We start from the raw sequence: 20,788 nt of genomic DNA on the forward strand, positions 1-20,788 counted from the left end.
TTCCGCTGGGCATTTCCGCACCTCAAATCGACGATGCATGCGCCTGAGCTCAAGCACCCCAATCGCCTAATGAGCAAACTTTAATCATCTCCTGTTTTGTTTGCAAGCATTTGGGCGTTGGTTTGTATGTGGTCTCCTTTGTTTGCCTGTGATCTCCCCTGCTCAGAGCGGGATATTGGTGTGGCGGCCTCGGCGCGCCGGAGCCGCGGCCAGCGCCTCGCCGAGCCGCAGTCGGGTCCACTCCGGATCGATCACGTCATCGACGACCCCTTCGCTCACCGCCCTGGCCACGCCCCCCGCGTTCCTTTCGTGCTCGACGGCCAGGCGGTTCAGCAGTTCCTCGCGCTCGTGCGGCGCCACGGCGGCGAGCTGCTTGCGGTGCAGGATCTCCACCGCCGCCTTCGCCCCCATGATCGCCACCTCGGCCTCCGGCCACGCGAACACGGCGGTGGCGCCGAGAGAGCGGGAGTTCATCGCGATGTAGGCGCCGCCGTAGGACTTGCGCGTCACCAGCGTGACCCGCGGAACGCTGGCCTCGGCGAAGGCGTGCAACAGCTTCGCGCCCCGGCGGACCACGCCCTCCCATTCCTGGCCGACGCCGGGCAGGTAGCCGGGAACGTCGACCAGCACGAGCAAGGGCACGCCGAACGAGTCGCACATCCGGACGAATCTGGACGCCTTATCCGAAGACAGCGAGTCGAGGCAGCCGCCCTTGCGCAGCGGATTGTTGGCGATCACCCCTACCGTGCGCCCGGCGAGCCTGCCGAACCCGATCACCACGTTCGGCGCCCATTTGGGCTGTAACTCGATGAATCCGTGCTCCTCATCGAGAATCGCCTTGACCAGCGGGCGCACGTCATAGGCGCGCCTGGGCGAGTCGGGGAGCAGGTGGCGCAGCGGCTTCTCCTCCCGGACCGAGTCCACGTCCACGAATCCCGGCTTGGCCAGCAGCGTGACGAGCTGGCGGGCGCGGGCGAAGGCGGCCTCCTCGGAACCCGCGGCGATGTGGGCCACTCCGGACTTCCGGCCGTGCGCGTCCGGCCCGCCCAGGCTTTCCATGTCGATCTGCTCGCCGGTCACCGACCGGACGACGTCCGGTCCGGTGACGAACATGCGGGCGGCATCAGACATGATCACAATGTCGGTCAGCGCCGGACCGTAGGCAGCGCCACCCGCCGCGGGCCCGAGTACGACGGACAGTTGCGGGATCTCGCCCGAGGCACGGACCATCGCGGCGAACATCACCCCGATCCCGTGCATCGCCGCGACGCCTTCACCGAGCTTGGCGCCACCGGAGTGCCACACGCCGATCACCGGGCAGCGTTCGTGCACCGCGAGATCGATGGCGTTGGCGATCACCGGGCACTCGTCGATCCCGATCGCGCCGCCCTTCAGCGTGGCGTCGGTGCAGTAGACCACCACTCTGGCACCGTTGACCCGCCCATAGGCGACCACCACCCCGACGCCTTCACGCTGGTGGATGATCTCCAGTGAGTCGGGATCCACCAACCGTGCCATCCGGACCGCAGGCACGCGGTGATCAAGGCTCGACTCGTCTCGGTGCACCACGGCCAGTGTGGGAAGTGTCATCGCTCACCTCTGCGAATCGCCCGTTGTCCGAGCCGCAAGTGAAGCAGGAGCGATGTCGAGAAAACCCTAGTTTTGGCCGTGCGCACACTCCTCGTCAGGGCAGCCGACGCAGTCCTTCGTACACCCGGAGGATCAACTCAAGCGGGGGCTGACCGTCGATCTCCGGTGGCGGCGGCACCTTGAGCAGGTTCCAGCCGATCGCATCGCTGATCAGGACGAGGGCCGCCCCGAGCGGCACCCTGAGGCGAGCCGCGATCTCGACTATGGGCGTGGGCCGCTGGCAGATGTCGAAGATCTGGCGGTACTCCGCGGACAGCGTGGAACTGTGGGCGGTCATGGCGCCCTCGGGCGTCAGCGAGATCAGCGAGTCGATGCGGAGCAGATCGTCACGGGGGGTGCCGCCCGCGGCGAGAGCGTACGGCCGCACTTCGACCGGCTGCTGGGCCGGCATGAGTTGCGCGGGGGCGTCACCCTCCCGAGGGTCCTCGTCCAGCGCCTTGTCGTCCAGCACCTCGCCCTGCACCACTTCGCCGTGCAGCACCTCGTCGTCTGACGCGTCTTCGACGGGCTTGGGCAGGAACTGGTGCTCGGCCCAGGTCTTGTAGTCACCCCAGCCGCCGAAGGCTAGTGGGTGAAACTTCGGTCCGTCGGCGCGCCGTCGTCGCCTCCTGTGGGCGGACATCGGGGGGATTTCACCTGCTCTCGAAATATCGTCCGATATCAGCTTGCTACCGATATCGAACTCGCGCGACGGTGGGAGGTGAACATGCTGCTGCGATCACCTCCCACCGTCACCCCCGCGATTCCGTCGCGCGGTTGTCGCCTAATGCCAAGGTCTGCTGATTGTCTCCGCCAATTCCTAGGCATTTGCGCAGTCTTCAGGGAATCCACGTCACCTGGCTGTCGGCGTGTTACGGCCCGCCTTCCCGAGTAGTTCCAGCGCCCGGCCCAGGTCCGTGCGGCCACTCACGTCCAGCTTCCGGAAAACGCTGGTCAGGTGCATCTCGACGGTGCGCACCGCGATGCGCAGGGCGTGGGCGATCTCCCGGTTGGTGGCGCCGGCCGCCGCGAGTTCCGCGACGCGCCGCTCGCCCGTGGTCAGCACCTCCTCGACGCCGCCGACTCCCTGGTTCATCCAGCCGCCCGCGGCGACCAGCCCCTCGCGCGCCTTCGCGGCCAGTGCGCGAAACCCGCACCGTACCGACAGATACACGGCCTGGCGGAAATGCCTGCGGGCGCCCTCGCGATCGTCCCTTCGCAGCAGCGCCTCGCCGAGCAGAGTTTCGGCCCGAACCCGATACCAGCGCGCCGAGGTGCCCGCCAGCGTCTCCGCCGACTCGGTGAGCAGCTCCACCCCAGCGCTTCCTTCGGTGATGACCCCCCTCGCCAGCAGCGCGAATCCCCGGCCGGAGGCGTCCCCCCAGTCCGCGGCGAGCCGCTCACCATGCTGGACGAACTCCTCCGCCTCCTTAGGCCGGCCCAGGTCGGCGAGCACACAGGCCGCTTCCAGCCACCACGGCATGAATTTCGGATTCCTGACGCCGGCCTCGGCCAGCAGCGTGCCGCAGGCGGTCAGCGACGACAGCGCACCTTCGAGGTCACCTCGCGACGCCGCCAGGTGCGACCTGGTCATCAGCACCCATGGGTAGTCGGGGAAGGACTCCGCCGCGTCCAGCGCGGGCAGCCGCGCCAGCGCGGAAGCGGCCTCGTCGATGTCGCCGCGCTGGGCGAGCACCGCCGCCAGGGCCGCCCGTGACGCCGCGGCGCCTTTCGACCACGACCGCTCATCCGCCAGCTCGACGGCACGGGTCGCGTCCGCCAGGGCCGCGTCGAGGTCGCCCGCATCGCCCAGGATCCGCGCCCGCGTGGACAAGGCCATCATCCAGACCCAATCGTCGCCGTGCTCGGTGGCACGCGCGATTATCGGGTCCATGGCCTGAACCGCTTCCTCGACCTTGTCAGCGAGCGAGAGTACGCAGGCGGCAGGGCCCAAGGCCCAGATACCGTCCGCACCGCTGAGTGCCTGGCGGGCCAGCGCGACGCAAACCTCGGCCGAGGAACCGGACATCGCCCAGATCATCGATCGCATGGCGAGCGATTCGCGCTCGCCCGCGGCGGGCGCCTCCGGCATCCCCATCGCCAGCACGCGCTCGGAGATCACCTTGCCGGACCGGCGTCTGCCGCCGACCATCGACAGCGCCGACCAGACCATCGTCCGCAGCTCGGGATTGTCGGCGACCACGCCGTCGAGTTCCGGCAGGTTGTCGTTGGGATCGTCGTGCCCGATCAGCCGGGCGAAGTCGGCCTGCGCGTCGATGTCGGCGGGATCGGCCACCACCATCCGGCCCAGGTAGCGCGCCGCCGTCCCCAGTGACCCGTCCCGCTCGGCACTGCGCGCCGCCGCACGGAGCACGTCCCGCATCCAGGGTTCGGGAAGCCTGGGCAGCAGCACCAGCTGCGCGCCGACCTCCTCGACCGGCCGGCCGCTGTCGTTGAGCAGGCGGGCGGCCTGGCTCCGCCACCGGTCGAGCGTGCCGGTCGGCATGGCTTTCAGCACCCTGGTACGTACCTGATCGTCGTTCAGCTCCGTCAGGCCGGCGTCGATGATCCCCTCGTCGCGAAGGATGTCGATCGCGGCGGTCACCAGCGGCTCCGAGACCCCGCACAGCATGCCCGCCAGTTCCTCGTCGGCCTGCCCCAGCACGGCGAGGGCCTCCACGACCTTGCGTACGTACTCGGGCTGCCGGTCGAGCGTCGCCAGCAGATGCCCGGCGAAGAGTTCGGCGCCGAGCTCATGGGCCCTGAGCTCGCCCCGGGCATCGGCCGGTACGCCCTCCTCGCTCAGGCGTGCGAACAGCTGAACGAGAAGTGAGGGGTTGCCACGGCAGACGCTGTGGCACACCCGGACGAACGGCTTCTCCGGTACGGCGTCCCACCACTGCCTGGCCAGCTCTCCCGCGTCCTCCCCGAGCAGTGCCCCGAGGTCGATGGTGCGGTGTCCGCGCGCGGCGACGCCGGGCACCGCCTGCCGCCAGTTCGTCAGGCCGGAGCGGTGCTGAGCGAGCAGGACGAGCAGCGGCAGATGGTGCCCGCGGTTCATCAGGAAGTCCAGCCAGGCCAGCGACTCTTCGTCACACCACTGCGTGTCGTCGAGCATGATGGCCACCGGTCCCGACGCGGTCGCCTTGGTGACCCGCCGGAGCAACCGGTGTGACAGCGGCACGGCGGTGCTCTCGGTTTGCAGCGGCGCCCCGCCGAACAGGCTTTCCGCGGCGTGCCAGGGCAGGCGGGCCCCGGCCGGCGAGCAGGCGCCGCGCAGAATCGTCACTCCCGCGCACCGGGCGTGCCGCTCCAGGGCGTCCAGCAGGGCGGTCTTGCCGGACCCCGCGGGACCCCGCATCAGGATCATGCGCGCCGGCCCTTGTGGGGCCAGGTCCAATCCGGACACCAGCGCGCGGAACTCCGCTTCCCTGCCCACCAGCCTGGCGCTCACCAGGCCTCCCGCACTGCCCTTCGTGCTCCGTCGGGGTCACGGGCCGCCAGTGCGAGTTCGGCGTTGTGCCGGCACTGGGCGATGGAGTGACGGGCGAGAGCATCCCGTACAGCGGGCACGCTACGGGCCGACATGGACAGGCTCGTGACGCCGAGCCCCACCAGGACGGTGGCCAGCAGCGGGTCGGCGGCGGCCTCGCCGCAGACTCCCACCGGCTTGCCCACGGCACGCCCCGCCTCGGCGCACTCCGCGATCAGGTGGAGGAGCGCCGGCTGCCAGGGGTCGAGCAGGTCGGCGAGGTCGCCGTGCTGGCGGTCCGCGGCGAAGGTGTACTGGCTGAGATCGTTGGTGCCGATGCTCAGAAAGTCCACCTCGTCGAGGAGACGACGGGCGTGCAGAGCCGCGGCCGGAACCTCCACCATGGCGCCGACGTGCGCGATTCCCCGGGAACGGGCCGCTCGCGCGAAGTCGGCCGCCTCCCCTGGCGTAGTGACCATGGGCGCCATCACCCACGGCGAGGTGTCACTCGCGCGGGCGGCCTCGGCGATGGCGTCGAGCTGGGCGTCGAGCACGTCCGGCTGGCGGCGTGACACACGCAGCCCCCGGACGCCCAGCGCGGGGTTGATCTCGTCGGCCAGACCCAGGAAGGGCAGCGGCTTGTCCGTGCCGGCGTCCAGGGTGCGGATGACGACCTGCCCGCCGGGGAAGGCCCGCAGGACCGCCTCGTACGCGCTGGTCTGCTCCTCATGGGTGGGAGCCGTGCGACGGTCGAGGAAGAGGAACTCGCTGCGGAAGAGACCGACGCCCTCCGCGTCCACCCCGGCCTGGAGATCCGCCACGGATCCGATGTTCAGCAGCAACTTGACCGGATGCCCGTCGGCGGTCCGGCCCGGCCCGCTCGCCTTGCCCAGCCGGTCGCGCTCGGCGAGCGCGCGCCGCTGGATCTCAGCGGCCGCCTCCTCACCGATGCCGGTGCCGACCTCGCCGGTGTCGCCGTCGACGGACACCCACGTCCCGTCGGCGATGCCGGTCGCGCCATGGCACGCCACCACCGCGGGCAGCCCGAGGGCCCGCGCGAGGATGGCGGTGTGGCTGGTCGGCCCGCCCTTCTCGGTGACCAGGGCGAGCACCGTGTCGGGGTCGAGGTTCACGGTGTCGGCGGGCGCGAGATCCTCGGCCGTCAGGATGAACGGGTAGCCCGGCGAAGGGACGCCCGGCATCGGCAGGCCGAGAACGGCCGCGACGGCGCGGTTCCTGATGTCGTCGAGATCGCTCGCGCGTTCCGCGAAGTAGCCGCCCGCCGACAGCAGCATCTGGCGGCTCTGGGCGCACGCGGTGTCGATCGCGTGCGCGGCGTCCATCCCCGCTCTGACGTGCTCGTCGACCGACTCGCGCAGCATGGGGTCACCCGCGATCGCGGCCTGTGCCTCCAGGATGTCGCGTGCGGCCGGATCGGCCGCTTTTTCTGCCCGTAGGGCCAGCTCGTCCGCGACCTCCTCCAGCCCCCGCACGGCCCGGGCGATCTCCGCGACCGTGTCCGTGACCGGGACGGGGTTCGGCAGCAGCGGGGGGCCCGCCATCCGGTACACCCGGCCCGCGGCGCGGCCGGGGCTGATGCCCAGGCCGCGCAGCGTCTCGGCGCCCGGCACGGCCGCCACCGGCTCAGGCATCCGGCACCGCCTCGGCGTCCAGGTCCTGGGCGAGCAGCTCGGCGAGGGACGCCAGCACCTCGTCCGCGCCCGGCCCTTCCGCGGCCAGGGTGACCTCGGTGCCGTGCCCGGCGCCGAGTGACAGTACGGCCAGCATGCTGTTGGCGGGGACCGGCTTGCCGTCACCGACCCGAATGCGCACGGCCATCCCCTGGCGCGCCACCGCCTCCACGAAGATCTTGGCGGGGCGTGCGTGCAGACCGGACCGCGAGGCGACGGCCACTGTCCTTTCCGGCATCTGCGGGCTCCTTTCAGGGTTCGATGGTCACCTTGATCGCGGCGCCACGGCTCACGATGTCGATGGCGTCCAGGACCTCCGCGAGGGGAAGGTGATGTGTGATCAGGTCGGACACCTGCACCGCGCCCTCGGCGATGAGCTGGAGCGCGCGCGCGTTGTGTGCCGGGCTGGAGCCGTTGGCGCCGACGATCGTCAGCTCCCGGTAGTGCACCAGGTTGGAGTCGACCGAGATGATCGGGTCGTCCTTGGGCAGGCCGCCGAAGAAGCTGATGCGCCCCTGGCGTGCGGTCATCTGCAGCGCCTGCTGCTGGGCGGCTCCGGAGGCGGCGGCGGTGATGACGACGTCCGCTCCCCTGCCTCCGGTGAGCTTCAGTACCTCGTCCACGACGTCCGTCTCACCGGCGCAGATCGTGGCGTCCGGCCGTACCAGATCGGCCGCCATCGCGAGCCGTTCGGCGTTGAGATCGGCGAGGAACACCCGGCCCGCGCCGCGGGAGCGGGCCAGCCGTACGTGCAGGCAGCCGATGGGGCCCGCCCCCATGACGACCACGTCGTCGCCCTCGCCGACCCGGGCCAGCTCCTGGCCGTTCAGCACGCAGGCGAGCGGCTCGGCCACCGAGGCCTCGGCGAAGCCGAGCTGGTCGGGGATGCGGTTGAGACCTCCCACGGCGAGCACCTTAGCCGGAACGATCATGTACTGGGCGAAACCGCCGTCGTAGTGGTAGCCCATCGACTCCTGGTTCGGGCACACCGTCATGTGGCCGCGGCGGCACTCCTCGCACCGGCCGCACGGGATCGCGGCGATCACCTGCACCCGGTCGCCCGGTGCCCACCCGGCCACGCCGTCGCCGACGCCGACGATCTCGCCGGCGATCTCGTGGCCCATGACCCTGGGCGGCCTGATGTGGTGGTGGCCGTGCTTGTAGATCTTGACGTCCGTGCCGCAGGTCGAGCAGTTGCGGACACGGATCTTCACCTCACCGGCGCCCTCGACGGGCTCCGCAACGTCCTCGATGCGGATGTCGCCGGGAGCGTGGAAACGGGCGACCTTCACTAGGAAGCTTCCTCTCTTGAGGGTTGAAGCAGGTCGACGACCTCGGAGATCTCCGTCGCGTCCCGCAGGGCGCGGGCGCTGTCCGGATCGAGCAGGATCTGGGCGAGCTCTGCCAGCAGCCGCACGTGGCCGTCACCCCGCGCCGCGATGCCGACGCAGACGGTGACCTGCTCGCCGTTCCAGTCGACGCCGTCGGGGAAGCGCAGCACGCAGATCGCGTCATGGTGGACGGCGTCCTTGGCCGCGAGGGTGCCGTGCGGGATGGCCACACCCTCACCGACGTACGTGGAGATCGAGCGCTCTCGCTCGAGCATGGCGCCGATGTAGCTCTCGTCCACGGCGCCCACGTCGACGAGGGCCTGTCCGCACTGGCGGATCGCGTCATCGCGGCTGTCCGCGACGGCGGTGAGGCGGACGGCCCGCGGATCGAGCGGGAGCGGGGCCGTGTCGGGCAGGTCAGCCATCGATGGTGCCGCCGTTCTTGAGCGTGGTGACCAGCCTGGTCACCGCCGGGTCACCGATGAAGATCTGGAACGGTACGAGCACCACCCCCGGAGCGCTCGCCCGGGCCCGGTCCGCCAGCCCGACGTGACTGACGATCACGTCGGCGTCCTGCGGGATCGAGTTCACCGGGGTGTGCACCACCTCGACCGGTGTGCCTTTGAGCTGCTTGCGGAGTTGGCTGGCCAGCATCACGCTGCTGCCCATCCCCGCGTCACAGGCCACGACGAGCTTGCGGACATCTTTGCTGTCGATGCTGGCCATCGCCTTACGCCTCCTGCGCTGCGGTCTCGGTGCTGGGCGTCTCCTCGTCCTTGGCGCCCCGGCCGAAGCCCAGCAGCGCCGAAGCGACGATGAACGACACCCCGGTCGCGACGATGATCCCCAGGATGACGCCGAACCAGCCACCCTTCGGGGTCACCGCCAGGTAGGCGAAGATACTGCCCGGCGACGGCGTGGCGACCAGACCGGCACCGGTGACCAGGAAGGTCAGGATGCCCGAGGCGCCACCGGCGATCACGGCCAGGATCAGACGCGGCTTCATCAGCACGTACGGGAAGTAGATCTCGTGGATACCGCCCAGGAAGTGGATGATCATCGCGGGCGGGGTGCTCGGACGCAGCGAGCGCGGGCCGAACAGCATGTAGGCGATCAGCAGGCCCAGGCCGGGGCCGGGGTTGGACTCCAGCATGAACAGGACCGACTGGCCGTGCTTGACCGCCTCGGCCACACCCAGCGGGCCGAGCACGCCGTGGTTGATCGCGTTGTTGAGGAACAGCACCTTGGCCGGCTCGATCAGCACCGAGGCCAGCGGCAGCAGGCTGTGGCTGACCAGGTATTCCACCGCTTCGCCCGCGGCGTCGGTGATGACCTTGACGACCGGGCCGATGCCCCAGACGCCGACGATGGCCATGCCACCGCCGATGATGCCGGCGGTGAAGTTGTCCACCAGCATTTCGAAGCCGGCGCGGGTACGCTGCTGGGTGAACTTGTCCACCAGCTTGATCACGTACGCGGCGAGCGGGCCGATGATCATGGCGCCGAGGAACATCGGGATGTCCACGCCGACGACCACACCCATGGTGGCCACGGCGCCGACGACGGCGCCGCGCTGGCCGTGGACCATCCGCCCACCGGTGTAGCCGATCAGGACGGGGAGCAGAACGGTGATGATCGGGCCCACGAGGGCGGCGAGCGTCTCGTTGGGCAGCCAGCCGGTGGGGATGAACAGAGCGGTGATCAGACCCCAGGCGATGAAGGCGCCGATGTTCGGCATGATCATGCCGGCGAGGTGACCGCCGAAGCGCTGGATGGTGGCCCGGATTCCGGTTCCCTGAACCGTTGGGGTATATGGGGTGGCCAACTGATGTACTCCTTCGGGGTGGGCGGCCTCACCGGCCGCCTAGTGGGGGGAGAGTGCCGCTCATCCCCCGGGCATGAGCGGCATAGCCGGATCGGCGGTGCAGATCCGGACAGCTGTGCGATCGATGTCGGCCGGGCTCGGCATGCGGCTGCCCGGCAGTCCCACGGCGGCGCTCGCCCACGCGAGGCCCTCGGCCAGCGCCGATTCGCCGCGTGCGCCCGCCGCCAGGAATCCCGCGAGCATGGCGTCGCCGGCGCCGACGCTGCTGCGCGGCTCCTCGACGGGGCACTGGCCGTACCAGACCTGGTCGCCCTCGATTAGGAGCGCTCCATCGGCGCCGAGGCTGGTCAGCACCGAGCGTGCGCCCATCGCCCGAAGCTTGCCCGCGGCGTCGATGACGTCGCCGAGGCAGGTGATCGGTGTGCCGGTGGCCTCCGCGAGTTCCTCGCGGTTGGGCTTGATCAGCGTGGGGCCCGCCGCCAGCGCGGAGACCAGGGCCGGGCCGCTCGAGTCGACCGCGACCTGGATGCCGGCGCTGCCGAACCTCTCGCACAGAACGGCGTACACCTCGGTCGGCACACCGGGCGGCAGACTGCCCGAGGCGACGACCCAGTCGGCCGATCCGGCGGCGTCGAGGACGGCGCTCGCCAGCGTGTCGAGCTCGGCCGCCGTGAGGGGGGTGCCAGGCTCATTGATCTTGGTGACGGTTCCGTCGGGTTCCGCCAGGGTGACGTTGGAACGGGTCGCCCCCGCCACCGGAACGGAGATCATGTCGATCCCCTCGGCGGCGAGCAGGGCCACGAGCTGCTGCCCTTCGGCCCCGCCGAACGGGATGACCGCGCGCGACCGCACCCGGTTGGCCAGCAGCGCGCGCGACACGTTGACCCCCTTGCCGCCGGGGTCGAGGTGAGCGGCCGCCGCCCGGTGGACGGCTCCCCGAGTCAGTGAGCCGACCTCGATGGTGCGGTCCAAACTTGGGTTCAGCGTCAGCGTGAGGATCATACGCGCACAACCTCGGGTCCGGCTGCCGCCACATCTCCAGCGAGTTGGAGATCCAGCCGCGTGTCAGTGATGATCACGTCGATCTCGGACAACGTCGCGAAGCGCGTCAGGTAGTTGTCGGAGAACTTGGTGTGGTCCGCCAGCAGTACGGCCCGCTGCGAGCAGGCGATCATCGCCCGCTTGATCGCTGCCTCTGCCGGGTCGGGCGTTGTCAGGCCTTTGGCTACCGAACAACCGTTGGTCGCCATGAAGGCCACGTCGATGTGCAACTGGGAGAGCTGCTGGAGTGCCCAGTCTTCGACCGTCGCGAGCGTACGCCCCCGTACCCGGCCCCCCAGCATGAACACCGTCACATTGGCGCGTGCGGCCAGCGTCGTGGCCAGGGGCGGCGAATTGACGATGACGGTGAGCTCGCGATCGGCCGGTATGGCCTGAACCAGGCGGCCCGTCGTCGTGCCCGCATCGATGATGATGGCTCCGTCCTGCGGTAACTCGCCCAGCGCCGCCTTGGCGATGCGCTCCTTCTCCGCTGTCATGACCTCGTCCCTCGCCGCGAGAGCGGGCTCGAAGCCAAGCCGCTCGACCGGGATCGCCCCCCCGTGCACGCGCCGCAGCACCCCCGCGCGCTCGAGAACCGTCAGGTCCCGGCGGATCGTCTCCGTCGTGACGCCGAACTGTTCCGCCAGGCTCACCACGTTGACCCGCCCCGCGGCCCGGGCTTCACGCAGGATCTCCTGCTGCCGTTCCTCGGCGTACATTGCTGTTGATTCACCGCCGTTTCGATGTTGTTCCGTTTGTTTTTATACCCGACCATGTTGCCAGTCAAGAGTCAGTTAGTAAGGAAGCTGTCGTGGGTTCTCGGGCCGCCCACCCGCGGCCGGCAGCTGATCGATTCCTGCGGCAAGCGGCGTCTGCCCTGGTCACCACATACGCCGTTCCGCTGACAAGGAGGCGGCGCGAACCCCTCCGAACTTTGATCAGCTTTGGATAGTGGCACTACCGAACAGCTGAATAGTAGGCAATTCACTACTAGGCAATCCCTAGTCTCCGGCCACGCGGATCTCCCGGCTCAGCGCCGACTCCGACTCATCCGGGCACTCCCGAAGATCGGACAACGATCCACACGATCGTGGAGATGGGAAGATACCCGGCATGACGAGTACCAGAAAGGCCAATGCCGCGTAGACGGCCCGGCCGCGTCCGCGCCGAACTTCCACGCCGGCCCCGGACGCGCGACGACATCACGGTCATCCCTGGCCTGTCCTCAGCAGCCCTCGCCGAGGTTCGACTCGACGGAAGGCGCGCGAACTACGAAGCCTGGTCGAAGTCCTGGATGGACAGTACTGATTCGGCCTCGTCAGCCTTCGGTGGCGGCGAGGTAGCCGGCCAGCATCGCCAGGGCCACGTCGGTGACGGTCTCGTCCGGTGGCAGGAAGTCGGCTCCGTGCAGGCGGACCCGATCGGCGGTGTCGACCCCGACGAACATCATCAGGCCGGGCAGTGCCGTCGACAGGTAGGAGAAGTCGTCGGCGCCGAAGGAGAGCATCGGCCGGGAGGTGGTCAGCCCCAGCCCGGCCAGTTCGGCGCCCGCCCGCGCGGCCAGCCGGGAGTCGTTGTGCAGCACGGGCTCACCCCGGGTGATGGTCACCTCGGCGGTGCAGCCGTGCGCGCGGGCGAGCAGGTCGGCGACCTCGGCCAGCTGGGTGTGCACCTGCTTCCTGGTGGTCTCGTTCATCGCCCGTACGGTCCCGGCCGCCACCGCCTGGTCCGGCACCACGTTGGACGCGCTGCCCGCGCGCAGCGTGGAGACGCCCAGCACGGCCGAGCTGGTCGGGTCTACGTTCCGGCTGACGATGTGCTGGAGCCCGATGATGACGTGCGCGAGCGCGAGCACGGGATCGCTGGTCAGATGCGGGTAGGCGGCGTGGCCACCGTGCCCGCGGACGGTGAGGATGAACTCGTCCGCGGCGGCGTTCACGGTGCCGGGGGTGGCGGCCACCTCCCCCCTCGGGAGGGTGGGCTGCACGTGCGCGCCGATGATCGCGGTCAGCTGGTGCTCGCGCAGCAGCGACGAGGCGGCGATGTCGCGAGCGCCGGAGGGGTAGGTCTCCTCGCGCGGCTGGAGCACCGCCACCAGCGGTTGCGCGCCCGGAGTGGCGGCGACCGCCCGGCACAGGGCGACCAGCGCGGCCAGGTGCACGTCGTGGCCGCAGGCGTGCATGCACCCCACCCGGGTGGAGGCCCACGGGACACCGGTCCGCTCGGTCACGGCCAGCGCGTCCAGCTCGGCGCGTACGCCGACGGCCGGGCCGGGACCGCCGATCCGGACCAGCGCGCCGGTCCCCGCCACCAGGTCGGCCGGATGGCCGGAGAGTTCGGCCAGGATCAGGTCCCGGGTCGGGCCCTCGGCTCCCGAGGGGTCGGGCGCGGCGTGCAGGCGGCGGCGCAGCTCAACCGCCGCGGGCAGCTCGTCCTGCAACGCGCTTTTCAGGCGGTCGGCGAGACCCGTGGCGATGGGGGGAATGGTGGGGATCGACTCGGTCACGGGGCGGGCTCCAGGCCGTAGACGCGCAGCGCGTTGGTGACTCCGATCATGGTAGCGACCCGGATCGCGTCCGATTCGGTCCACTCGCCGGCGTCCACCCAGCCGCGCAGCGCCCGGGCCAGACCGCGCCGGAACAGGTGCGCGCCGAGGTGGTGCAGCTCGGCGGGCCCCCACGCGTCGGAAGAGAAGAGGATCTTCGCGAAGGGGGCCAGCTCCAGCGACTCCGCGATCACGGCGTCGGAACGGCTGCCGGTGTAGTTCACGCCGAGCCCGACGTCGAAATAGACGTGCGGGAACACCTGGGCGAGGTAGCCCGCGTTGCGCTGGTAGGGGTAGCAGTGCAGGAGCAGCACGTCCACGCCGAACGGTTCCACCAGCTTCAGCCAGCGGGTCAGCAGCAGCGGGTCGCACAGGTGCAGCTCCACGTCCGGATCACCGTAGCCGGTGTGCAACTGGATCGGGAGACCCTGGGCCACCCCGGTCCACAGGCCGAAACGGAGCAGGACGGGGTCCTCCACCCGCTGGGTGCCTTCGGCGAGCCAGCGCCCGGCGGCGGCCACCACCTCACGTTCGGCCGGCGGCTCGGGGGTGAAGGCGAAACCGTACCGGTAGGCGACGATGCTCTTCAGCCCGACCGCGCCCGCGCACCGGGCGGCCAGCTCCGCGCGGAACCGATCAGGCAGCTCGGCGGCGCTCACCCCGCCGGCGGCGACCTCCTCCAGGACGCGCTCGATCCGGACGATCTCGTGGGCCGGACGGCCCGAGGCGGCGGCCATGCCCGCCACGCCCAGGACCTCATCGCCCCGATAGCCGGTCTCGACCAGGAACCGCCCGATGCCGCTGGCCGCCAGCAGCCGCCGGTTGACCTCGTCCGCGCCCAGCTCGCCGCGGCGCGCCAGGTAGCCGGCGGGCGAGGCGTGCGCGGGCAGCCCGAGTACGGGGGCGCACCAGCGGCGGATCGCGAAGCCGAGCTGGGAGTCGAACTGCGTCATGAACGCCGGGATCGGCCGGTCGGACTCGGTGATCAGCGTCTCGAAGGCGGTCCGGTCCAGGGGGACGGTGGCGGCGCCGTGCACGTGGTGGTCCACCAGCGGCAGGGCGCCCAGGACCGCTTCCAGGTCAGTAGACATCGACGACCTTACGGCAGAGTTCGGCGGCGGACAGGCCGACCGTCCCGGCCAGCTCGGCCCGGCGTACGGCGAGGAAAGCGTCCAGCAGCGTGGGCGGCAGCCAGCCGCGGGCGACCGGGTCGCGCTCCAGCGCGGCCAGCGCCGTCTCCAGCGTGTCGGGCAGCGCGGGTTCGCCCGCCAGGTCGGCCTCGGTGGCGCTCTCCGGCCAGACGTGAGCGCGTTCGCCGCCGGCCAACCCGGCCAGCCCGGCGCGGACCAGCGTGCCGAGCACCAGCCAGGGATTGGCGGTGGCGTCGGCCGCGCGGTACTCCAGGTGCAGCTGGGCAGCCGGGTCGGCGCCGCCGATGTGCACCGTGGGCGCGATCCGGAGCAGCGCCTCCCGGTTGCGCTCGGCCAGGAAGACGCCGCCCGCGCTCCACCGGTGCGGGGTGAGCCGCAGGTAGGACACGGGGTTGGGCGCGGTGACCGCCACCACGGCGGCGGCGTGGCGCAGGATCCCGGCCGCGAACCGCGCCGCGAGGGCGGACAGGCGGCCGGGCGCCCCGGCGTCGTACATGACCGGGCCGCCGTCGACGGCATGCAGCGAGAAGTGCACATGGACGCCGTTGCCGACGGCCCCGGGGTCGGTGATGGGGGCGAAGGTGGCGCGTCGCCCACGCCGCCTGGCGAGGTCGCGCACCAGTTCGCGGAGCAGGACCGCGCGGTCGGCGGCGACCAGGGCCGGGGCCGGGCGGAGAGTGATCTCGAACTGGCCGGGGCCGTACTCGGGCAGCCAGCACTCCGGTTCCAGGCCCGCGTGTTCCAGCAGGGCGACCAGGTCGGTGCCGAACGGCTCGGCCGCGCGCAGCCGCTGGAAGGAGAACGGGGCTTCGCCGTCCGGCCCGTCGAGCATGAACTCGTGCTCGAAGGACGCGCGCACCTCCAGTCCGGCGCTCTCCCGCAGCTCCCGCAGGGCCGCCGCCAGGAACGTACGCGGGCAGCCCGGCCATGGCGCGCCGTCCAGGCCGGTCTGGTCGGCCAGGTAGAGCCGGGTGCCGGGCGTCTCGCCGTCGGCGGGCAGCTCGATCGCGCTGGCCGGATCGGGCAGCAGCCGCAGGTCACCGACGGAGCCGAACGGGCTGCCTCCGGCGAGGTGCCCGAAGCCGGTCAGCGCCAGGTTGGCGGGCACCCAGCCCACCCCTGTCGCCAGGGTCCGCTCCAGTCGTGCCGCCGGGATCGCCCGGCCGCGTACCTGGGCCGCGAGGTCACAGGTCGCCACGAAGACGGTCCCGGTCATCATCGGCTTTCCTCCCGTGCCGGCTCGACGTCCGCGTGCCAGCCGACCTAGTGAAACATACGGTTCATAACTCCGGTCAAGGTATTGATATGAAATCAATCCTGCGTGTAGCCTGCCAGACCTGGCGAAATAACCCCAGGTCAGACGGTTGGCGTCAAATCCGACTTAGGCAGGGAGGTAATTCATGGCGAACGCCGACGGCCGGTTGGCCGGCGCGGTGACCCTGGTCACCGGTGGCGCCCAGGGCATCGGCCGAGGCGTCGCCGCGGCCTTCCGGGACGCCGGCTCCACGGTGGTGGTCGCGGACCTCGACGAGGCCCGCGCCGACCTGCCCGGGGTGGACCGGGTGCGCATGGACGTGCGCGATCCGGCGTCGGTGGCGGGCGCGACCGAACAGGTCGTGGCACGGCACGGCGGCCTGGACATCCTGGTCGCCAGTGCGGGCGTCTACCCGAACACGCCCGTGCTGGAGATGGACCCGGCCGAGTGGGACGAGGTGTTCGCGGTGAACACCCGCGGGGTCATGCTGGCCGCGCGGGCGTTCGCCCGGGCCCCGGGCGCCTCCGGGGCCGAGCGCCGGATCATCGCGATCTCCTCCGGGGCGGGCCGGTCGGCGCGGGTGGGGGCCGCGCACTACTGCGCCTCGAAAGCGGCCCTGGACATGCTGGTGAAGGTGCTGGCCCTGGAGCTGGCGCCGGCGCGGACCACGGTCAACGCGGTCGCGCCCGGCCTGATCGAGGTCCCGGCCACCGCCGCGCTGGCCCCGGAATACGTCACAGCCCTGGTCGCCGGGCAGCCGGTGCAGCGGATGGGCACGCCCGCCGAGGTCGCGCGGGCCTGCCTGTTCCTGGCCGATCCGGATTCCTCGTTCATCACGGGGAGCGTGCTCGACGTGGACGGAGGCTTCCTGGCCGGCACACCGCTACCGCCGAGCTGAGCCGCCTCATCGTTAGTAACAAATACTTAATGCGTCTGTTCTTCCACATCAGATGCAACGTACATTTCAATTTGCTCGGAGTAGTGGAATGGTGCAAATCGGACAGTTGATCGTTCCGTGCGCGGCCTGGCCCCTCCTCGATCCGACCGGCCTCCGATCAACCCAGCCCTGATCACGCAGAGAGGTTCCCCCATGGACCGTCCTTCCTTCCTTCGCTCCCGGCCACCCGTCGTCGCCGCCCTGCTGGCCGCCGTCACCACGCTGGCCGCCTGTTCCTCCGGCGCCACCACCGAGGCGGGCGACGGCCAGGTCGCCGCGGACCCCGCCGGCAAGGAGATCCAGATCGGCCTGCTGGCCCCGCTGACCGGCGGCTCCGCCTCCGACGGCAAGGGCATGCTGCAGGGCGCCGAACTGGCCATCAAGCAGCTCAACGAGCGCGGCGGCGTCGCCGGCCACACCTTCAAGCTGAAGAGCGTGGACGTCCAGGGCCAGTCCAACGACGCGGTCACCAAGGGCGTGCAGACCCTGATCGACGACCCGGAGATCAAGGCCGTGATCACCGGCTACGCCTCCACCTCCAACTTCGAGATCGACGAGTTCGCCGCGGCCGAGAAGGTCTACCTGATCGGCGGCAACACCGCGCAGACCCAGGCGATCATCGAGAAGGACCCCGCCAAGTACCCCACCGTCTGGTCGATCACCCCCAACTACGACGCGTACGGGGTGGAACCGGTCACCCTGGCCCTGAAATGGGCCGACCAGGGGCTGTGGAAGCCGCGCTCCAAGAGCGTCTTCCTGGTCCGCTCCGACAACCCCTACAGCGAGGGCATCGCCGACGGCCTGGCCAAGGAGTTCCAGAGCAAGGGGTGGAAGGTCGCCGGGCAGGAGAAGGTACCGTTCGGCGCGGTCAACGACTGGGGCACCGTGATCAGCAAGATCCGCTCCGCCGACCCCGACTTCATCGTCAACACCGACTACCAGGTCGCCAATGAGGCGAGCTTCATGCAGCAGTTCCTGCAGAACCCCACCAAGTCGCTGGTCTTCATGCAGTACGGCCCCAACCAGCCGCAGTTCTTCGAGCTGACCAAGCAGAAGGCCGAAGGGGTGCTGTTCAACAACCTGGCGGGCCTGGTGCCCTCGGCCGGCTACGCGCCCGCCGCCCAGCTCCAGAAGGACTGGCAGGCCGCGTACGGCACCAGCGAGGTGGACCCGCAGGGCGTGCTCACCTACGTCGAGATGATGATCTACGCCGAGGCGCTGCGCCAGGTCGGCGACCCCGACGACGCCAAGGCGATCGGCACCGCGATCGGCGCCAGTGACACCGAGCAGGCCTCCGGCCGGATCGCCTTCGACCCGGCCACCCACCTGGCCAGGCAGGGCGACGACTACGTACCGCTCCAGTCCTTCCAGTTCCAGGACGAGAAGAAGGTCCTGATCGCTCCGGAGAAGTACGCCTCCGGCACCTTCCGGCTGCCGCCCTGGATGAGCTGAGAGGAACACCGTGCCGGACAACCTTCTGACGCTGCCGCCCGGCAAGCGCATGGCGGTCGCGCTGACCTTCGACTTCGACGCGCACTCCCCGTGGATGGGCACGGTGGGCCGTACCTCGCCCACCTACCTGTCCCGGGGGGACTTCGGCGCCGAGCAGGGCGTGCCGCGCCTGCTGGAGTTGCTGGGCCGCAACAACCTGCCGGCCACCTGGGCCACCCCCGGCCACGACCTGGTGACCTTTCCGCACCGGATCGAGCAGATCCTGAACGCAGGCCACGAGATCGCCGCGCACGGCTGCTACCACGAGGTGGTGCCGAGCCTCGGTCCTGCGGAGGAGCGGCGGCTGATGGAGGTGGCGCTCGGCCAGCACGAGCGCGTCGTCGGCCGCCGCCCGCGCGGCTACCGCTCCCCCGCCTGGGACTTCTCCGAGACCACGCTGGACCTGCTGGAGGAGTACGGCTTCGACTGGGACAGCTCGCTGATGGGCCGGGAGTTCGAGCTGTACCGGCCGCGCCGGGTCACCGTCAACTACGAGTCGGCCAACGAGTTCGGCCCGGAAAGCCGGATCATCGAGATCCCGGTCTCCTGGTACCTGGACGACTGGCCCTCGGTGGAGTACGTCGCGGGCATCTCGGCGCTCGGGCCGCACCGCGACATGGAGGACCGCTGGCACACGATCTTCGAGTACGCCCACGAACGGGTGCCGGGCGCGGTCTACGTGCTCACCATGCATCCGCAGACCATCGGCCGCTCCCACCACCTGCTGGTGCTGGAGAAGCTGATCGAGCGCATGCTGGAGACGGGCACCGTCTGGTTCGCGACCCTCAGCGAGATCGCCGATGCCTGGCGTGGGTGAAGCCACCGGCGGGATGGTCACGGCGCCCGATCCACGGGCGGCGCACGCCGGAGCGCTGATGTTGCGCGCGGGCGGCAGCGCCGTGGACGCCGCCGTGGCCACCGCCTTCGCGATCGGCGTGGTCGAGCCGTACATGAGCGGCCTCGGCGGCGGCGCCTGGCTGGTGATCCGCCGGCCGGGGGCCAGGAGCGCGACCACCGTGTCCGGGCCGATCCGGGCCCCCGGCCTGGCCAGGCCGGACATGTTCCGGCTCGCGCCCGGCGCGGACCCGACCGGCCTGTACGGCTGGCCCGCGGTGGCCGGCGACGCCAACATCCTCGGCCCACTGTCGGTCGGGACGCCCGGCGCGGTCGCCGCGCTCTGCCGGGCCCACGCCCGCTTCGGCCTGCTCCCGCTGGCCGAGGTGCTGGCCCCGGCGATCGAACTGGCCGAGGAAGGCCACCAGACCAACTGGTTCGCCTCGTCGGCGATCTGCGGCGAAGCCCGGAACCTCCGCAGATTCCCAGAAAGCGCGGCCCTGTTCCTCCCCGGCGGGCTGCCCTTGCGCGGCCCGTCGCAGGGACCGGGCGACCGGCTGGTGCAACCCCGCCTGGCCGCCGTCCTGCGTGAGATCGCCGACGGCGGCGCCGAGCGGTTCTACCGGGGCCGGGCCGGTCGGGCCGTCGCCGCCTTCGTCGAAGCGCGGGGCGGCACCCTGCGCGCCGACGACCTGGCCACCTGCGAGGCCACCGAGACCGAGATCGATCCGGTCGAGATCGGCCCGCTGAGCCTGTACGGCCCGCCGGCCACCGGCGTGGTGACGGCCGCCGAGGCGTTGCAGATCGTCGAGGCCGCCGGACGACGCGGCCTGGACCCGGGCCCCCGGCTGTGGGCCCGCGCCCTGGCCCGCGCCTTCGACGACCGGCTGCGCGAGGTCAGCACGGAGAACTCCGGCTGGGAGCGGCTGGCCGGGGCCGAACACGCCGAGCGGGTCGTCGCGGAGTGGGACCGTCCCCTGCCGGTGACCGGGGGACCGGCCAGGGCCGGGTGCACCTCCCACCTGTCGGCCGTGGACGGGCGCGGCATGACGGTCGCGCTCACCCAGACGGTGCTCGACCTGTTCGGCTCGCGTCTGGTCGAACCGGAGACCGGCATCGTGCTCAACGACGGGATGATGTACTTCGACCCGCGCCCCGGCCAGGTGACCAGCATCTCCCCCGGCGCGGCGGGGCTCAGCGCGGTCTGCCCCGTCATCGTCGGCGGCCCCGGCGGCGAGGCCGTGCTCGGCGCGTCCGGCGGCCGGCGGATCATCTCCGCCGTCGCCCAGATCATCGCCCGCTGGCGGGACGGCGCCACCCTCCAGGCCGCCGTCGAGGCCCCCCGGCTGCACGCCGAGGGACGCACGGTCTGGCTGGACCGCCGCCGGGAGAGCGCCGCCGCGGACCTGACCGCGGCGGGACACGACGTCCAGGTGGTCGAGGAGGAGCCGACCACCTGGCACTTCGCCCGCCCGGGCGGCGTCGAACGCCGCCCGGGGCGTGGCTGGGCGCCCGGGGTGGACCGGATGAAGCCCCACGGCGTGGGCGTCCAGGACAGCACACCGTCACTCGCAGCGCACTGAGGA

18 protein-coding genes are annotated in these 20,788 nt (G+C 71.0%); 4 read left to right on the forward strand and 14 right to left on the reverse strand.

Annotated features, from left to right (window positions below; translation table 11 throughout):
- Positions 1-162: 162 nt before the first annotated feature.
- The 14 genes from KIP79_RS09270 to KIP79_RS09335 all read right to left on the reverse strand — a co-directional run bounded on the left by KIP79_RS09270 (position 163) and on the right by KIP79_RS09335 (position 15,904).
- Positions 163-1,590: an acyl-CoA carboxylase subunit beta gene (locus KIP79_RS09270; protein WP_214104293.1), complete on the reverse strand. Its 1,428-nt coding sequence runs from the start codon at positions 1,588-1,590 to the stop codon at positions 163-165.
- Positions 1,591-1,684: 94 nt separating this feature from the next.
- A complete protein-coding gene (locus tag KIP79_RS09275) occupies positions 1,685-2,272 on the reverse strand; it encodes a DUF742 domain-containing protein (RefSeq protein WP_214104294.1) in 588 nt (195 codons plus the stop codon).
- 210 nt (positions 2,273-2,482) lie between these two features.
- Positions 2,483-5,083: an AAA family ATPase gene (locus KIP79_RS09280; RefSeq protein WP_214104295.1), complete on the reverse strand. Its 2,601-nt coding sequence runs from the start codon at positions 5,081-5,083 to the stop codon at positions 2,483-2,485.
- Complete coding sequence (ptsP, locus tag KIP79_RS09285) at positions 5,080-6,753, reverse strand: phosphoenolpyruvate--protein phosphotransferase (protein ID WP_214104296.1); 1,674 nt, start codon at positions 6,751-6,753, stop codon at positions 5,080-5,082. The genes KIP79_RS09280 and ptsP overlap by 4 nt, the downstream gene beginning before the upstream one ends.
- Complete coding sequence (locus KIP79_RS09290) at positions 6,746-7,030, reverse strand: HPr family phosphocarrier protein (protein WP_214104297.1); 285 nt, start codon at positions 7,028-7,030, stop codon at positions 6,746-6,748. The genes ptsP and KIP79_RS09290 overlap by 8 nt, the downstream gene beginning before the upstream one ends.
- 13 nt (positions 7,031-7,043) lie before the next feature.
- Entirely contained in the window at positions 7,044-8,084 is a 1,041-nt protein-coding gene (locus KIP79_RS49305) for a zinc-dependent dehydrogenase (RefSeq protein ID WP_214104298.1), read from the reverse strand.
- Entirely contained in the window at positions 8,084-8,548 is a 465-nt protein-coding gene (locus tag KIP79_RS09300; protein ID WP_214104299.1) for a PTS mannitol transporter subunit IIA, read from the reverse strand. Before KIP79_RS09300 ends, KIP79_RS49305 begins: the two co-directional genes overlap by 1 nt.
- Positions 8,541-8,849: a PTS sugar transporter subunit IIBC family protein gene (locus KIP79_RS09305; RefSeq protein ID WP_214104300.1), complete on the reverse strand. Its 309-nt coding sequence runs from the start codon at positions 8,847-8,849 to the stop codon at positions 8,541-8,543. Before KIP79_RS09305 ends, KIP79_RS09300 begins: the two co-directional genes overlap by 8 nt.
- A 4-nt stretch (positions 8,850-8,853) precedes the next feature.
- Positions 8,854-9,948, reverse strand: coding sequence for a mannitol-specific PTS transporter subunit IIC (gene mtlA, locus KIP79_RS09310; RefSeq protein WP_214104301.1), 1,095 nt, complete (start codon positions 9,946-9,948; stop codon positions 8,854-8,856).
- Positions 9,949-10,008: 60 nt separating this feature from the next.
- Entirely contained in the window at positions 10,009-10,950 is a 942-nt protein-coding gene (pfkB, locus tag KIP79_RS09315; protein WP_214104302.1) for a 1-phosphofructokinase, read from the reverse strand.
- Complete coding sequence (locus tag KIP79_RS09320) at positions 10,947-11,708, reverse strand: DeoR/GlpR family DNA-binding transcription regulator (RefSeq protein WP_214104303.1); 762 nt, start codon at positions 11,706-11,708, stop codon at positions 10,947-10,949. Before KIP79_RS09320 ends, pfkB begins: the two co-directional genes overlap by 4 nt.
- A gap of 599 nt (positions 11,709-12,307) precedes the next feature.
- The gene (locus KIP79_RS09325; protein ID WP_308169631.1) at positions 12,308-13,495 is read right to left on the reverse strand and encodes a M20 metallopeptidase family protein; all 1,188 of its coding nucleotides are present in this window, start codon (positions 13,493-13,495) and stop codon (positions 12,308-12,310) included.
- Positions 13,492-14,625: an amidohydrolase family protein gene (locus KIP79_RS09330; protein WP_214104304.1), complete on the reverse strand. Its 1,134-nt coding sequence runs from the start codon at positions 14,623-14,625 to the stop codon at positions 13,492-13,494. The genes KIP79_RS09325 and KIP79_RS09330 overlap by 4 nt, the downstream gene beginning before the upstream one ends.
- On the reverse strand, positions 14,615-15,904 hold the full coding sequence (locus KIP79_RS09335) for a type I glutamate--ammonia ligase (protein WP_214104305.1): 1,290 nt from the start codon (positions 15,902-15,904) through the stop codon (positions 14,615-14,617). The genes KIP79_RS09330 and KIP79_RS09335 overlap by 11 nt, the downstream gene beginning before the upstream one ends.
- Positions 15,905-16,085: 181 nt before the next feature.
- Between KIP79_RS09335 and KIP79_RS09340 the strand changes: the two genes are divergently transcribed.
- The 4 genes from KIP79_RS09340 (at position 16,086) to KIP79_RS09355 (ending at position 20,785) form a co-directional block, all read left to right on the forward strand.
- Complete coding sequence (locus tag KIP79_RS09340; RefSeq protein ID WP_214104306.1) at positions 16,086-16,838, forward strand: SDR family NAD(P)-dependent oxidoreductase; 753 nt, start codon at positions 16,086-16,088, stop codon at positions 16,836-16,838.
- Between the two features lie 192 nt (positions 16,839-17,030).
- Entirely contained in the window at positions 17,031-18,329 is a 1,299-nt protein-coding gene (locus tag KIP79_RS09345) for an ABC transporter substrate-binding protein (protein WP_214104307.1), read from the forward strand.
- A gap of 10 nt (positions 18,330-18,339) precedes the next feature.
- The gene (locus tag KIP79_RS09350; protein ID WP_214104308.1) at positions 18,340-19,185 is read left to right on the forward strand and encodes a polysaccharide deacetylase family protein; all 846 of its coding nucleotides are present in this window, start codon (positions 18,340-18,342) and stop codon (positions 19,183-19,185) included.
- Positions 19,178-20,785, forward strand: a complete 1,608-nt coding sequence (locus KIP79_RS09355; RefSeq protein ID WP_214104309.1) for a gamma-glutamyltransferase family protein — start codon at positions 19,178-19,180, stop codon at positions 20,783-20,785. The genes KIP79_RS09350 and KIP79_RS09355 overlap by 8 nt, the downstream gene beginning before the upstream one ends.
- Positions 20,786-20,788: the final 3 nt, after the last annotated feature.

The sequence above is a fragment of the Acrocarpospora catenulata genome (genome assembly GCF_018476525.1).
Taxonomy (GTDB): Bacteria; Actinomycetota; Actinomycetes; order Streptosporangiales; family Streptosporangiaceae; genus Acrocarpospora; species Acrocarpospora catenulata.

What these genes read in the sequence shown, in the direction of transcription:
- KIP79_RS09270 (WP_214104293.1), bottom strand. Translation starts at nt 1,590, where the DNA reads ATGACACTTCCCACACTGGCCGTGGTGCACCGAGACGAGTCGAGCCTT.
- KIP79_RS09275 (WP_214104294.1), bottom strand. Translation starts at nt 2,272, where the DNA reads ATGTCCGCCCACAGGAGGCGACGACGGCGCGCCGACGGACCGAAGTTT.
- ptsP (WP_214104296.1), bottom strand. Translation starts at nt 6,753, where the DNA reads ATGCCTGAGCCGGTGGCGGCCGTGCCGGGCGCCGAGACGCTGCGCGGC.
- KIP79_RS09290 (WP_214104297.1), bottom strand. Translation starts at nt 7,030, where the DNA reads ATGCCGGAAAGGACAGTGGCCGTCGCCTCGCGGTCCGGTCTGCACGCA.
- KIP79_RS09300 (WP_214104299.1), bottom strand. Translation starts at nt 8,548, where the DNA reads ATGGCTGACCTGCCCGACACGGCCCCGCTCCCGCTCGATCCGCGGGCC.
- KIP79_RS09305 (WP_214104300.1), bottom strand. Translation starts at nt 8,849, where the DNA reads ATGGCCAGCATCGACAGCAAAGATGTCCGCAAGCTCGTCGTGGCCTGT.
- pfkB (WP_214104302.1), bottom strand. Translation starts at nt 10,950, where the DNA reads ATGATCCTCACGCTGACGCTGAACCCAAGTTTGGACCGCACCATCGAG.
- KIP79_RS09320 (WP_214104303.1), bottom strand. Translation starts at nt 11,708, where the DNA reads ATGTACGCCGAGGAACGGCAGCAGGAGATCCTGCGTGAAGCCCGGGCC.
- KIP79_RS09330 (WP_214104304.1), bottom strand. Translation starts at nt 14,625, where the DNA reads ATGTCTACTGACCTGGAAGCGGTCCTGGGCGCCCTGCCGCTGGTGGAC.
- KIP79_RS09335 (WP_214104305.1), bottom strand. Translation starts at nt 15,904, where the DNA reads ATGATGACCGGGACCGTCTTCGTGGCGACCTGTGACCTCGCGGCCCAG.
- KIP79_RS09340 (WP_214104306.1), top strand. Translation starts at nt 16,086, where the DNA reads ATGGCGAACGCCGACGGCCGGTTGGCCGGCGCGGTGACCCTGGTCACC.
- KIP79_RS09345 (WP_214104307.1), top strand. Translation starts at nt 17,031, where the DNA reads ATGGACCGTCCTTCCTTCCTTCGCTCCCGGCCACCCGTCGTCGCCGCC.